We start from the raw sequence: 13,773 nt of genomic DNA, 5'->3' as shown, positions 1-13,773 counted from the left end.
TGTAAGGCTTCGATCCCGTATAGCTATCGAGATCGAAGTCCTATTAAAAAAGGTTTTGTTATGGCACTTCAATTTAGCTCAGGAAGACAACTTCTAACTTCCTTACCTTCAGTTTGCTGTCTTTTACTTCAAATCAACCATCCAGTCTAACAACACATTTCTCCAATTGGAAACGGGGCCTCTGCCAAATCCAAAACCAAATCCATGCCCTCCTTTTGGATAAATATGAAGTGAAGCGGGTATTCTCTTCTCATGTAGCGCCTTGTAGTATAAAAAGCTGTTTTCAATAGGGACGCCATTGTCATCTTGGGCATGCACCAAAAAGGCAGGTGGAGTTTCTTCGGTTACATTAAGTTCTCCTGAAAAGCGGTCAACAAGTTCTTGTGGAGCATTTTCTCCAATCAAGTTCATTCGGGATCCACTATGAGCTGAAGCATCCCGGAATGAAATCACAGGATAAACCAATACAGAAAAATCAGGTCTTGCAGATAATTGGTCAATCGCGTCCTTAGGTCTTTCTACTTCATGATCATATTGGGTACTTATTGTAGATGCCAAATGCCCACCTGCAGAAAAGCCCATGACACCCACTTGAGTTGGGTCAATATTCCATTCCTCTGCCTGAGATCTAACCATTCGGATGGCACGCTGAGCATCCAGTAAGGGAACTTCTTTTTTATCGGTCAAAGATTGAGATCTTGGTAATCTATATTTTACGACGATCCCAGCAATACCCTGAGCATTCAGCCACTTGGCAAAGTCAGTACCTTCTTTATCATATGCTAAAATGGAGTATCCTCCTCCTGGGAAAATCACAACTGCCTTTCCTGTGGAAATTTGTTTCGTAGGAAGAAATACCTCTATCGTAGGCTTTTGAACATTTCCTATTCTTATAATTTCTTCCTGAACAAACTCTTCTTCCAAATCCATTTCTTTTTGAAGTGGAGGAGTGCCTTCCCATAATGGAAGGATGATATGTTGGGCTTGTGCTGATAACATAGTTGCGAGAAACAAAAGTAAAAATCCAGTTTTTTTCATGGAGAGCTAATTTTGGGAGTTGTTAAAAGGTTCAATAAATTTTACTTCTTCCAAAATCGGGAATTTAAAATTAAAAACTTAAAGTTCAGGCTCCTTATTGATGAATTGCTGGCAAAAAAATATTGAATCAAAATAATTGAAAAGCCTTCCAATTCAGAAATCCAATAGACCTGCTGCTGTTTATTTATGTGTTTTGACTACAGAAGTAGAGATTTCTTAGGCTTTAAATTCAAAGATTTTCTCTGTAATAGCCCAGCGCCAATTGGCAGGAGTACCGGGTAAATTGGTCTGATATTGTCCTAAAAAGGATTCCCATTCTTGCACTTTTGGGTTTCCTTCATCAAGCTTTGCTTTTTTCTCAAAAGAAAATTCTTCGTCCCCGATTAGAATCATGGTCAGTCGATTCTGCCAGCGGTAAATGCTCATTTGTAATACTCCCGCAACTCGGATGCTTTCTAATATTTCAGGCGCGACTGCCTTGTGACAATCCACATAGGCTTGAATTGCCTCTTCTTCATTTTTCAGGTCACATATCAAACAAATGTTTGGGTATTCATTTCTATTTTGAATTTAAATGTTGCTAAGCTTTTTGGTATAAGTAAAGTTTTTAGAGTTGTGGGTATGAAGTTGACTTTGAATACTTTCGCTACAAAAAAGCAATTTTCAAACTCAAAAGATTTTCCAGCATTTTACTTTACAATCTCTTTCACCCTCACACTAAACAACAAAACCATCACAAAACAGAATAGAGGGAGGATAAATGAGAAGTTCACTTCAGGTACGCCTAGGATTAACGTATCGTCATAACCAGATCCGCCGATATCCATGATCATTCCTTGGAGCGTAGGCATAATGGCTCCACCCACAATTGCCATCACCAAATAAGCAGCGGCAAATTTCGAATCATCTCCTAACCCTTCTAAGGCAATTCCATAAATCGTTGGGAACATCAAGGACATTGCAAATGAAATCCCTACAAGGCTATAAAGTCCAGTCATTCCTGGTAAAAAGATAGCTCCTGCAGTGAATGCAATCGCTAGAACTGAAAAGATCATTAATAGACGAGCAGGAGCAAAGTATCTAAATAAGAAAGTACATACCCATCGACCAATCAGGAAAACTACTAAAGCAGCATATCCATAATTTACGGCAGATGCATTCGATATGCCCAGCACCTCAGCGTATTGGTAGATATAGGTCCAAACCATGATTTGGGCTCCTACATAAAACATTTGTGCAAGTGTGCCTTCCACAAAATTTCTTTTGGAGAGCAAGCGCTTCATGGTCGCTCGAAATTCAATCTTCCCAGTTTCTTTATTTTCTGGCATTTTGACCAGCGCAATAATTACCAAAATGGCTATGACTACAAGCCCAAGCATTACGTAAGGGTTTCTGATAACCATCAAATCTGCAGTACGGATCACAGCTTTAGCTGACTCATCTAGAGAAGAGAAAATGATATTCCCGTCTGCATCCGTTTCGTTAGACTGCAAAGCATTCAAAATAAATTGCTTGGCAACAAAAAGACCTGCCAATGCTCCCATTGGGTTAAAAGCCTGGGCCAAGTTCAATCGTTGGGTAGCTGTTTCTTCAGGTCCCATGGATAAGATGTAGGGGTTGGCTGTGGTTTCTAAAAAGGCTAAGCCGAATGTCAAAATATAAAGTGAGGCCAGGAAGAATCCATAGCTTTCCCAAGCAGCTGCCGGGTAAAATAGCAAGGCTCCAAAACCATAAAGTCCTAGACCTAGGAGAATTCCAGTTTTATAGGAGTACTTTTTAATGAAAAAAGCCGCAGGTAAGGCCATGGTGAAATACCCTCCATAAAAAGCCATCTGAACCCAGGAAGCCTGAGTGTTATTCAATTCCAACACCCTTTTGAAGGCTGCCACCATGGGATTGGTAATGTCATTTGCAAAACCCCATAATGCAAAAAGGGAAGTGATGAGAATAAATGGTAGAATTAATTTTTTGGGTACTAGTGCAGGTTTTTGGGTTGGATTGCTCATTAAAGGGATCGGTCAAGGTGGGTGTATCCTCCATCTACAAACAGGTGTTGGCCTGTAATATGAGAGGCTTTTTCAGAAAGTAAGAAAATACTCATTGCGGCAATTTCTTCCGGACTGGTCATTCTCTTTCCAAGAGGTATGTTTTTAGTAATATCTGCAAGTTTTTGTTCTGGATCATCAAAAGTTTGAATCCAATTTTGGTATAAGGGAGTATAAACTTCTGCAGGTATGACTGCGTTGACTCTGATTTTATAGGGTAGAAGCTCGACTGCCCATTCACGAGTTAGGGAAAGTTGAGCACCTTTGGCAGCAGTGTACCCAGAGGTGCCACCCTGCCCGGTGACAGCAGTTTTACTACTGATGTTCACAATGGCTCCTTGAGATTTTTTTAGGTGAGGCAAGGCAAAGTGAGCCAAATGATAATAGTGATGAAGATTTTTTGCTACAGATTTTTCAAATTCTTCCGGACTTCCATGTTCCAATCCAACGCTGTCATTTGCGCCAGCATTGTTGACTACACCATCGATTCTGCCAAATTTTTCCAAGGTTAGTTTAACCGCTTTTTCGGCATCGCTGGCATTATTAAGTCGTATGGGGATTTGCATGGAGTGAAGTGGCGCTCTCTCCAAAATTTTACTGCCCTCTTCTTTTGAAGGGTCAATAATCACTGGGATGGCTCCCTCATCAATTAGGCCGTTGGAAATAGCTCCTCCAATTCCTTTGGCACCACCACTGATAAGAATTACTTTATCTTTTAATTTTAAATCCATTTTTGGGTTTTTGTCAATCTTTTTTTATTCCTTAATCCCGTAAAAGTTGGATGCGGTTTCGCCAAGTATCATCGCTTTTTCCGATGGAGAAAGCTTATTGGTGAACTCATCTACCAGTTCAAATACTTGTTCGTATTCAGCCGCAACTTTACATACAGGCCAATCCGAACCAAACATTAGACGCTTGGGACCAAACTGTTCCAAAGCGATTTCCATGTATTGGTTGAAATCCTCTTTTTTCCAGTTTTTCCAATCTGCCTCTGTGACCATACCGGAGATTTTACAATAGACATAGTCTCTTTCAGCCAGAGGTTTCATTTCTTTTTTCCATTCTCTCCATGTTCCTAACTTAATGTAAGGTTTGGCCAAATGGTCTATTACAAATGGTTGTTCCGGACATTTTTTTAGAAATTCCAATGTGGCCTCTAATTGATTTGGGAAAACAAGAATATCGTATGTGTATCCTCTTTTTCCCAGCTTTTCAATTCCTCGGATAAACTCCTTTCGAAGCATGTACTCCACCGGTTTTGCCTGTAGAATTTCTCTGTATCCTTTGAGTTTTGGCTGATTGGAAAATAGATCCAGATCTTTATCCAAGTCATCACTTCCTAGATCAGCCCAGCCAACTACTGCTTTTATCTGCTCATATTCCGTTGACAAATCCATAAGGAAAGCTGTTTCAGATAAGCTTTCGTCCGCTTGAACAGCCACACAACCTTGGAGCTCCTGTTGCTCAAGAAGTGGAATCAGGTCATCCGGAAGAAAGTTTTCCCGGATAACCTTCATGTCATCAGTAATCCACTCGTGCTTTTTAGGATGGTATTTCCAAAAATGCTGGTGTGAATCCAGTCTCATGCTTCAGGATCGTTGATTGCCGTTTGTTTTGCCACTCCAAGTCCCTCGATTCCTAATTCTACTACATCTCCTTCCTTAAGGTAAGTAGGAGGGGTAAGTCCTAGCCCAACTCCAGCTGGAGTACCTGTGGAAATTACATCTCCAGGTAAAAGTGTCATGTATTGACTTAGGTGTTCGATTAATGTAGGAATATCAAATACCAAATCAGAAGTATTACTATCCTGCAATGTTTTGCCATTCAATTTCAACCAAAGCCTCAAATTGTGAGGATCAGGGATTTCATATTTGGTTGCTAAAAAAGGACCTAAAGGAGCGAAGTTATCTGCACTTTTTCCTTTGACCCATTGTCCTCCATGATGAAGTTGGAAATCACGCTCAGAAACGTCGTTGTGAACACAGTACCCAGCCACATAATCCATTGCGTTTTCCTTACTAACATATTTTGCACGTTTTCCGATTACGACAGCCAACTCTACTTCCCAGTCGGTTTTTTCGGAGTTTTTAGGAATCAAAATATTGTCATTGGGTCCACATAGAGAAGATGTTGCCTTCATGAAAATAATAGGAACCTCAGGTACTGGCATGCCGGATTCTATAGCATGCTTGCGGTAGTTAAGACCAATGCAGATGATCTTGGAAGGTCTCGCAATAGGAGAGCCGATTCTACTGTTTTCAGGAATTTTATTAAGACTATCAAGGTTGGCTTCTAACCAAGCGTCAAGTCGATCAAGTCCATTATTTTCGAAAAAAGATTCGTCCCAATCTTCCTGAAATGCAGAGCAATCTAAATAGTTACCTTCTTTGTCAATAATTCCTGGCTTTTCCTTACCAGCTTCTCCAAAACGAATTAGTTTCATTTTTTTGGGTATTAAGTTTTATGATGGAATTGAATTCAATTCCTGATTTATTTACATTTTTAGTCCTAGGAATCCGCCATCAATTGGGATGTCTGTTCCAGTGATAAAGCTTCCAGCAGGCGAACTTACAAAGTAAGCCAAATTGGCGATTTCCTCTGGTGTCCCCATTCTACCGATTGGTTGGGTAGCAGAAAGTTTTTCAAACATTTCCTTTTCTTTTCCGGGGTAATTTTTAGCGATAAAACCATCCACAAATGGCGTATGCACCCTTCCTGGAGAAAGGCAATTGCATCGAATGCCATCAGCAACATAATCTCTAGCCAAACTCAAAGTCATGGAGTAAGCAGCACCTTTGGTCATGGAATAGGCAAATCGATCTGGGATGCCAATAGTAGCGGCCACAGAAGCCATATTCAGAATCGACCCCCCACCGTCTTGCTTTAATTTACTAATGGCAGCTCGGGCACAGTTAAACATGCCTTTTACATTGACTTGAAAAACTCTGTCAAAATCCTCTTCACTGGTATTCTCTAAATTACCTACATGGGATACACCCGCATTGTTGATTAATACATCGATTTTCCCGGGGATTTTGGTAAATGCTTCCTCAGCCTCAGAGGTAGAAGCGATATTACATTTTATAAAAGTGACTTGGAAACCTTTTTCCTGCAATTCTTCACTCACTTGTTCACCTTCCGGGTTGAGGTCAAGAAGAAATACCTTGCTTTTTTCGCTTGCAAATTTCTTGACCATAGCCAGCCCAATCCCACTTGCTCCGCCTGTAATTACTACTGTTTTATCAATCATGATATTTATTGAAATTTTAATTCTTTTGATTGGCTTGAACTCTATCTGTATCCTGAATCGCCGTATGTTATAGCATGATTGTTTTACCGGTTTTTACCGATTCATCGCAGGCAAAAGCAATTTTCAGACTGTTCAAAGCATCACTTAAATGATCATCTAAATTAAGGCCCTCTTGAATAGATTTCAAAAAGAATATTTGTTCGCGGTTACAAAGCTCTTGGTGGCCAGGTTCATCTTTCATGTCAATCCACTCATCAGGTTGAGTGAATTCGTTCTTTTCATTGATTTCGGCATGGTGAACTCTGATAGATTCAGTTTTGGTATGACTGTCTACATCATCTGATTTTCCTGTTCCTCCAGCTTCTTTTGCAGTGATGGATACGGATCCTTTTGGGCCAAAAACATCTTTAACAAAAAAGGCGGTTTCACTGACCATAGGACCCCAACCTGCCTCATACCAGCCTACAGATCCATCTTCAAAGCGAATTTGCAGTTGCCCATAGTTGTAATTGTCTAATGAAATTTCCTCCGTAAGTCTCGCTCCAATTGCTGAAACGGAGATAGGTTTGGATTGAGTCATTTGACACATCACATCGATATAATGTACTCCACAATCTACAATGGGGCTAAGGCTCTTCATTAGGTTTCTATGCACTTCCCACATAAACCCTTGACTTTGCTGGTTTAGGTTCATTCTCATGACGAGCGGTTTTCCCATTTTTTTTGCTTCCTCAATAAATCGAATCCAAGAAGGGTGGTGTCTTAAAATATAACCAACTACCACCTTCCTGTTTTTTTCAGCAGCTTTGGCAATGATTTTTTCACAACCAGCAATCGAGTCTGCTAAAGGCTTTTCGATAAAAACATGACAGTTGGCTTCCAAGGATTTTAGAGCAAATTCCTCATGTGAATCAGGGTAGGTGCTGATACAAACTGCATCAGGTTTACTAGTGGATAACGCTTCTTCAAAGTCTTCAAAAAGCGGATAATTAGCTTCCAGCGATAGATTTAATTTACTTTTGCTTTCCCCTCTAGATACCAAACCGCAAATCTCAAATTCCTTTAATTGATGATAAGCTTTGGCATGGGAAGCTCCCATGTTGCCACAGCCTACTACTAGTATTCTTAATGGGTTTATTGATTCCATAAATAAATCACTTTGTACTTATTCTTAATTATTTTCTTTTACTTCCTCAAGGGCATCTCCTTCGGTCATCTTGCCCACTTCTATGTTTGGTTCCTCCTGATTCCCTGTAATCTTTATAGGGATGCCGAAGATCCCCAAAGGAGGTAAACCCAATCGAAATGCAATACTCATATCGCCATCCAGACTCACCTGACCTTCAAACCGCGGTCTAAATCCTGCAATTCTCAATCTGGTCCTAGGGATGGTTAATAGGTTGTTTTCTATCGTAGTTTCTATTTCCACATCATTTAGATCAGGATCTTCCAATTCAGTGTTTTCGGTTTCTTTGGCAATGGTATTCATTAATTTGAAGCCTTTCAATTTCACTTTTTTCAAACCTAAAACTCCATTGCCCTTGATCGAAGGAAGTATAGGCTCCATCTGAGCATTGATTTTACCCTCTAAATTATAGTTTAATGAGGCAATTCCATTGGCATATTCTGCAAAAGAGGCCATTTCCCTGAACATTGGAATTTCTTGATAGGCACGGTTGATATCAAATTCCTTAGCATCAATCTGATAAGCAAATGTTGCTGAAAAGGGATCCGTGGCCTGATAATTACCCTTCATGGATATATTTGCTCCGACTAATTCTAAATCTGTTTTGTCTAAGCTAATAATTCCCGGTTTTGTAGAGAGATTCCCATTAAAATTTCGGATCATAATCTCTCCAAAATGGATAGAATCCAGTTTTGCATTTATTTTGACATCCACATCCTGTGGAGGAACAATAACTCCCGAAACTGTACCCAGGCTATCTACTTTTACCGAACTTTCTTCTCCGAAGAACATAAAGTCATCTAGATCTAAAAAGGAAGAGGAAAGGTTGATCTCTCCTTTTAGTAATTCCCCCGGTTCGATCGCATAGCCTAAGTAATTTGAAAAATATCCTGCAACAGTTATTTCATTTGAATTATAGGAGGTGACAAAATCCGAAAAAGTTATTTTTTCCTGATTGAATTCAAGTAAACCCTTTTTTAGATCTATAGGTAAAGGAAGTAAATCAGATCGAGAGATGATGTCTTGAACCTGAATAGTTCCTTGATTATCAAGTTTTTGTAAGTTTCCGTTTACTGCATCACTTTGTTTTCCTTTCAGCCTAAAGTCAGTGATCAAAAAGCCGTCTAAATCATATCCTTCCATTCCAAAAACCTGATAAAGTTTGCCTAAATCCAGCCTTCCTTCGGACCTCATGTCATAGGTAAGGTCTTCCATATTTTCGAGATTGGCAGTTATTGAAAATGGTTGGTTTGCAAAGTTGAATTGAATGGGATTAATTTCGATTTTCAGGTCAGAATATGAGGCCGAACTGCTCTTGGCTGAAAGTAATACTGATAAATCTTGAATTGATTCAGGATGAAAAGGGGTTTGAATAAATCCATCTTCCAATTTGAAATCTGCCTGAATGATCGGGATTTCCTTCATTTCAGAATTATGTTTTCCTGATGCTTTCAAATCCATTGTTATTTTCCCATTCAATACATAGGATGAGTCAAGAGGTAAATATTTTGGAATATCGGCTAGGTCAAAACTGCTAATCAAGTTTGCATTCACATCCTTTTGAAGGTTTAAATTATAGCTTAAACTTCCCGAGGTCACTTGATCTAAAACCTGAAAATTCAATTTGTCTAGTGCAATACCCAAATTTTCAGGCAGACTGTCTGGGCTGGTTACTTTTAAATCAAAGGAGATGTCCTGAATTCCCTCAGGTAATTGACTCTGTTTAAAATATCCTTCAGATAGCCCTGCTTGTAAATTGAATTTTGGGATTCTTGTCCAAACCACTTGTGGGTTTCTTAATTCTTTTGGATCTAATTCGCTTTTTAAATAGCCATCTGCATTTAAATCTAGCTTGAATTTCCCTTGGTATTCTACAGCTTTGGTTCCTAAAGCTTGTTGCAACAGACCCAAGTCCAAGTCGGATTTGAAAACAGAATTGACCTCCGTTGGATTTAGATTTCTCACATGTAAGTCACCTAAAAGGAAACCATCGGCCAAGGCAAAATTTAGACTATCCAAATCAAATTCTATTTGTTCAGGGTCCAGAGCAGGGAGGCGTAGGTTCATTCGGAAACCTAGATCTTTTATGGGTTCCGGGGCATTCTCATGTGAAATTCCTCCTTCTGAAACTCCCATATTGAGAACCAATGCGGGCATTTCATTTTTTGTTGGTAGGTAAAGCCCTTGCAAAGATGCTACGATATCACCCTTTCCGGAGAATCTGGTTTTTGCAAGGTCTGGTATTAAATCCTGAGGAACCAGAGTAAGAATATCACCAAGATTGGAGTCAAATGACTCGAGGACGAAATTCATGTCGTATCCTCCAGGAATGAATTCTAGTTTTCCGACAAAATTCATCGGGAGTTCATTGATCTGGAGCTCGTTTCTTAAAAAAGTCAAAGAAGTGGACTCTGTATTAATCTGAGTAAGTAGGCTGGCTAGTACTCGATTTCTATTTAGAATAGGAAAATCTTCATAGAGTAATTGCAGCTCATCAATTCCAATATCGCTCGTCAAATTAAAATTTTCATTCTCTAAAATGCCACTGCCTTTGTAGTCGATTCCAGTAGCTTTACATATCATATCCAGTGAAGTGTCCTGATACAAAAAACTACTGTTTTTAAAGAAGAATTTCTCAATTTCTAATTTCAGATCATTTTTGGTTTCTTCTTTTTTGACACTGTCACTAGGGTTTGATTTTACCACATCAAAATTGGAATTGCCCTCTTGATCTCGCATGAGTTTCAACACAGCTTCTTTAAGATACAGCTCATCTACAGTGTAGTTTCCTGAAAACAAGGAGGGGATACTAATTCCCAATGCGAGCTCTTTGGTATATAGTAAGGTGTCATTTTGAAAAGGCGCAGAGCCTTCCAAAAACAGCTCATCCATAGAAACTGTAAGAGAAGGAAAGTGCCGTATGAGGCTTACATTGAGCTCGGAAAAACCAACTTCAATATCTAGCTGTTTATCTAGAACATTTTGTAATGCCAACTGAAGTCGGTCTTTAAAAAGAATCGGAAAAAGTAGTAAGAACAATATAAAAATGAGTAAAAAGCCTAAGCCAAACTTCCACATTTTCGAATTCCTAAAAAGTCCTTTCATTGAGACTAAAAATTAAAGCCATAGTTTCTTCAATATTACAAGTTACCTAATTTCTCGATTTTAGAGGGTGAAAAATACTTGATTTTGATCTTCATAGTGACTGGAATTAAGGGTTCATCCTGATCGTTAGTTTCCAGTTTTGCAATCTTTTCTACCACATCCATTCCAGAAATCACTTGAGCAAAAACAGTGTAGTCACCATCCAGACGATGAACTCCCTCTGGATTTTGAATGATATAAAATTGACATCGAGCAGAAATCTTCTCCGGGTTTCCATCTCTTCCCGCGCCCACTGCTCCATAAACATGTGTGAGTTCAGGGTGGATTTCAGGGGCCAACAAATATTCAGGATCATTAAATCCTTCCTCTGTATCGGGGCAACCACCTTGGTTGACAAAATTTGGAATCACTCGATTAAAAGTTAAGCTATCCCAATAGCCTTTCTGAGCGAGCTCTATGAAACTGTCGCGGTGGTTAGGAGTTCGGGAGTCTAGGGCGATCAAAATTTTGCCATAATTGGTTTTAATTAACCCAATAGGCATTTTTTCCTTTTTCTGTGCATGTAAGTCCAAGCTTATCATGGAAAAAGCAAAGCAGGTTAGGAATAAAAAGCTTTTTAAATACTGCATAATGTGGATGGTTTAAATGATGTTTTGATAAGTTGAATTACGTTCATTTAAATTTTGTTTTTTAAGATCCCCTTACTAATTAGCTGAAGATGAATAAAGAAAATAATAGCTCAGAAAACGAGTTGGGACGATTGCTGGCATTAAGCAATTTAGACTTGGATTACTATGATTCAAAACAAGGGATTGATTGGCTCGCTGAAATGGCAGCTACTGTTGCTGGAACGAAAATTTCTTTAGTTAACCTTATTGACTCTTATACTCAATGGACGATCTCCAAAAATGGTATTGACCTTTCTCAAATGCCTCGGGAAGATTCTGTTTGTCAATTCACTTTGTATCATGAGGAAGGGGAGGTCTTGGAAATAAATGATTTGAGAGATGATGATCGCTTTAAAGATAAATTTTATGTAAAGGAGAACCCTAATTTAACCTATTATCTAGGTGTTCCGCTAGTTACCAAAGAAGGTTTTAATTTAGGTGCTCTTTGCGTGATGGATGTAGAGGAAAAGGAAATTGATATCGAAAAAAGAGAGCTACTTCAAATGATCGCCCGACAGATAGTAGATAGACTTAAGGTGGATAAGATGGTGCATCAGATCAAAGCTGATATGGATAGCCTTCAGCATGATCATAAAAAACTAGTTCACGATATCAGGGGGCCGATTTCCGGAATTGTGGGTTTGGCTGAAATCATTAAATCTCAGGGGACAGAATCTGAAATTCAGGAGGTCTTGGAATTTATGGAACTTATCCAAAATAGTGGGAATTCTATTTTGGAGTTAGCTGATGAAATATTGACTAAAAATTCTGAACAAAATAATCAGCATACTAGAGAGCCAAAAGATCATGAATTCAACTTGTTGACGCTAAGGTCCAAAATCCTAGATATGTTCGCTCCACAGGCTTTGATCAAGAAAATTAAGCTTTCTGTATCATTGGAGGAAAATCATCAAACCTATCCTTTTAAACGGCATCGATTGATGCAAATAATAGGGAATTTGATCTCAAACTCTATCAAATTCACTACTGAAGGAGGAAGTGTTCAAGTAAAATTAGGGCTTGATTTATCTAAGGATTTCTCTGTGTTAAATATTCAGGTGAAAGATTCAGGACTTGGAATGAGTCAAGATAAAATCGAAAAACTATTAACAGAATCTGGATCTAGTGAATCTGGAACCAAAGGAGAAAAAGGCTTCGGTTTCGGGATGAGCTTTGTAAGAAAACTTGTAGAGGAGATGCGTGGAACCATGGCTATTGAATCTGAAATAGGAGAGGGTACCACCACCAAAGTAATGCTTAATATTACTTAAGTCTCTACATCTGATTTTAAGCTTTCTTTCTGATTATTGACTGGGTTGGCATACATGGACAAGAAATTTTTGACCATTAGATCATTGCTTGTATCTACCTTGCTTTTCAACCTTTTTTCATAAGCATTTTTTTCCTCTTCTGTATAAAATGAAGCATATTCCTCATTTCCATACAACAGGTCATGAGCAATGTAATTACTAGGCCATAACTTGTACCCAGACCAGATTTTTTGATCAATGACTGATGCAAGTTGACTCAGCTTATCACTTAAGTTGGATTCTGATTTTGCGATTTCAGCAATTTCCTCATCCAATACTCCATTTACTTGAATATGGATTCTTTTCTTAGTGCCCATGATTCCCCTCAGTAAGTTTAGGAAATCTTCATTTTCACTTTTGACATATTTTTCATCTCTGGATTTAGCCAAAAGTTCCGGCATTTTCAATATATCCGTAGGGTCATATTCATACGAAATGGAGATCGGTACGACCTTGATTTTCTCAAAATACCCAAAAGGGTTTTTGCCCTCCTCAGATAAGGTAAGCATTTTCAATACTCCTCTATGAGTTGCATCATTGCCATCTTTGGTTCTTCCTTCTCTTTGGGCTGTCCATACAGATCTATTTTCTTTTAAAAGGGACTTTTTGATATAGGCGGAAGCAATTTGAGAACTTTCCAGCAGTGCTCTTCCCTGTAGTCCTCTCTTGATGGCAAAATTCCTGTTTAGCCGAGAAAGTGTGTATAAGAAGGGTTGCTTGATCAAATTATCTCCAATAGCAGAAGTTGTCAAAACCAAGCCATTCTCATACAAAGAGGCATTAAGCAATGAGGTATCTAAAATGATATCTCGGTGATTTGAAATAAATAGGTAGGCAGTATTTGGCTCCAAATTTTCAAAACCTCCAATACTTAAACCGTCAGAGCTTTTTTCAAGCACTTTTTTAACCCCCGGATAAATAAAATTTATCTGGAAATCTCGAAGGGAATGCGTGTGAAGCATTAAGTCTTTCCAATGTTCTTTGGTATCGTTTGGAAAGGTGAAACTCATCATGGCATCCATCATAGGATCATCCACTATTTCCCGGATGGCGGAATTAGCTTCTGCATCATAAAAAGGCCTGATAGCATCAAATTTTAGCATAGTTTGCTGTTGGGTTATGTTGCAAAAAGCAAAATTTAGGGCAATTTGTGAAGCATATTTTTTTAAAT

At 38.8% G+C, this 13,773-nt stretch carries 12 protein-coding genes; 1 reads left to right on the top strand and 11 read right to left on the bottom strand.

Annotated elements, in window-relative coordinates:
• Positions 1 to 123 precede the first annotated feature (123 nt).
• From ALPR1_RS13870 to ALPR1_RS13825, 10 genes are all read right to left on the bottom strand, one after another.
• A complete protein-coding gene (locus ALPR1_RS13870) occupies positions 124 to 1,038 on the bottom strand; it encodes an alpha/beta hydrolase (RefSeq protein ID WP_008201581.1) in 915 nt (304 codons plus the stop codon).
• A gap of 216 nt (positions 1,039 to 1,254) precedes the next feature.
• Entirely contained in the window at positions 1,255 to 1,575 is a 321-nt protein-coding gene (locus ALPR1_RS13865) for an L-rhamnose mutarotase (protein ID WP_008201580.1), read from the bottom strand.
• Positions 1,576 to 1,727: 152 nt separating this feature from the next.
• Entirely contained in the window at positions 1,728 to 3,044 is a 1,317-nt protein-coding gene (gene fucP, locus ALPR1_RS13860; RefSeq protein WP_008201579.1) for an L-fucose:H+ symporter permease, read from the bottom strand.
• Positions 3,044 to 3,814: an L-fucose dehydrogenase gene (locus tag ALPR1_RS13855; RefSeq protein WP_008201578.1), complete on the bottom strand. Its 771-nt coding sequence runs from the start codon at positions 3,812 to 3,814 to the stop codon at positions 3,044 to 3,046. The genes fucP and ALPR1_RS13855 overlap by 1 nt, the downstream gene beginning before the upstream one ends.
• 24 nt (positions 3,815 to 3,838) lie before the next feature.
• Positions 3,839 to 4,669: an amidohydrolase family protein gene (locus ALPR1_RS13850; RefSeq protein WP_008201577.1), complete on the bottom strand. Its 831-nt coding sequence runs from the start codon at positions 4,667 to 4,669 to the stop codon at positions 3,839 to 3,841.
• Complete coding sequence (locus ALPR1_RS13845) at positions 4,666 to 5,526, bottom strand: fumarylacetoacetate hydrolase family protein (RefSeq protein WP_008201576.1); 861 nt, start codon at positions 5,524 to 5,526, stop codon at positions 4,666 to 4,668. The genes ALPR1_RS13850 and ALPR1_RS13845 overlap by 4 nt, the downstream gene beginning before the upstream one ends.
• Before the next feature lie 51 nt (positions 5,527 to 5,577).
• A complete protein-coding gene (locus ALPR1_RS13840; protein WP_008201573.1) occupies positions 5,578 to 6,333 on the bottom strand; it encodes an SDR family NAD(P)-dependent oxidoreductase in 756 nt (251 codons plus the stop codon).
• Positions 6,334 to 6,400: 67 nt separating this feature from the next.
• A complete protein-coding gene (locus tag ALPR1_RS13835; protein ID WP_008201571.1) occupies positions 6,401 to 7,480 on the bottom strand; it encodes a Gfo/Idh/MocA family protein in 1,080 nt (359 codons plus the stop codon).
• A 24-nt stretch (positions 7,481 to 7,504) separates the two neighbouring features.
• Positions 7,505 to 10,624 carry an AsmA family protein gene (locus ALPR1_RS13830; protein WP_008201569.1) on the bottom strand — a complete coding sequence of 1,040 codons (3,120 nt, stop codon included), beginning with the start codon at positions 10,622 to 10,624 and terminating at the stop codon, positions 7,505 to 7,507.
• A 35-nt stretch (positions 10,625 to 10,659) separates the two neighbouring features.
• Positions 10,660 to 11,253, bottom strand: coding sequence for a peptidylprolyl isomerase (locus ALPR1_RS13825; protein ID WP_008201567.1), 594 nt, complete (start codon positions 11,251 to 11,253; stop codon positions 10,660 to 10,662).
• An 89-nt stretch (positions 11,254 to 11,342) separates the two neighbouring features.
• Between ALPR1_RS13825 and ALPR1_RS13820 the strand changes: the two genes are divergently transcribed.
• On the top strand, positions 11,343 to 12,563 hold the full coding sequence (locus ALPR1_RS13820) for a GAF domain-containing sensor histidine kinase (RefSeq protein WP_008201565.1): 1,221 nt from the start codon (positions 11,343 to 11,345) through the stop codon (positions 12,561 to 12,563).
• Here ALPR1_RS13820 and ALPR1_RS13815 read toward each other — a convergent pair.
• Positions 12,560 to 13,705, bottom strand: a complete 1,146-nt coding sequence (locus ALPR1_RS13815; protein WP_008201563.1) for a 1-acyl-sn-glycerol-3-phosphate acyltransferase — start codon at positions 13,703 to 13,705, stop codon at positions 12,560 to 12,562. The two genes, ALPR1_RS13820 and ALPR1_RS13815, sit on opposite strands and share 4 nt — an antisense overlap.
• Positions 13,706 to 13,773: the final 68 nt, after the last annotated feature.

The sequence above is a fragment of the Algoriphagus machipongonensis genome (assembly GCF_000166275.1).
Classification (GTDB): Bacteria; Bacteroidota; Bacteroidia; order Cytophagales; family Cyclobacteriaceae; genus Algoriphagus; species Algoriphagus machipongonensis.
Note: the sequence above shows the minus strand (reverse complement) of the source record. Positions and strands in the feature narration are given on the sequence as shown.

Bases quoted from the DNA above. Each gene is read 5' to 3' on its own strand.
- ALPR1_RS13855 (WP_008201578.1), bottom strand. From the start codon at position 3,814: ATGGATTTAAAATTAAAAGATAAAGTAATTCTTATCAGTGGTGGTGCC.
- ALPR1_RS13830 (WP_008201569.1), bottom strand. From the start codon at position 10,624: ATGAAAGGACTTTTTAGGAATTCGAAAATGTGGAAGTTTGGCTTAGGC.
- ALPR1_RS13815 (WP_008201563.1), bottom strand. From the start codon at position 13,705: ATGCTAAAATTTGATGCTATCAGGCCTTTTTATGATGCAGAAGCTAAT.
- ALPR1_RS13850 (WP_008201577.1), bottom strand. From the start codon at position 4,669: ATGAGACTGGATTCACACCAGCATTTTTGGAAATACCATCCTAAAAAG.
- fucP (WP_008201579.1), bottom strand. From the start codon at position 3,044: ATGAGCAATCCAACCCAAAAACCTGCACTAGTACCCAAAAAATTAATT.
- ALPR1_RS13840 (WP_008201573.1), bottom strand. From the start codon at position 6,333: ATGATTGATAAAACAGTAGTAATTACAGGCGGAGCAAGTGGGATTGGG.
- ALPR1_RS13845 (WP_008201576.1), bottom strand. From the start codon at position 5,526: ATGAAACTAATTCGTTTTGGAGAAGCTGGTAAGGAAAAGCCAGGAATT.
- ALPR1_RS13825 (WP_008201567.1), bottom strand. From the start codon at position 11,253: ATGCAGTATTTAAAAAGCTTTTTATTCCTAACCTGCTTTGCTTTTTCC.
- ALPR1_RS13835 (WP_008201571.1), bottom strand. From the start codon at position 7,480: ATGGAATCAATAAACCCATTAAGAATACTAGTAGTAGGCTGTGGCAAC.
- ALPR1_RS13870 (WP_008201581.1), bottom strand. From the start codon at position 1,038: ATGAAAAAAACTGGATTTTTACTTTTGTTTCTCGCAACTATGTTATCA.
- ALPR1_RS13820 (WP_008201565.1), top strand. From the start codon at position 11,343: ATGAATAAAGAAAATAATAGCTCAGAAAACGAGTTGGGACGATTGCTG.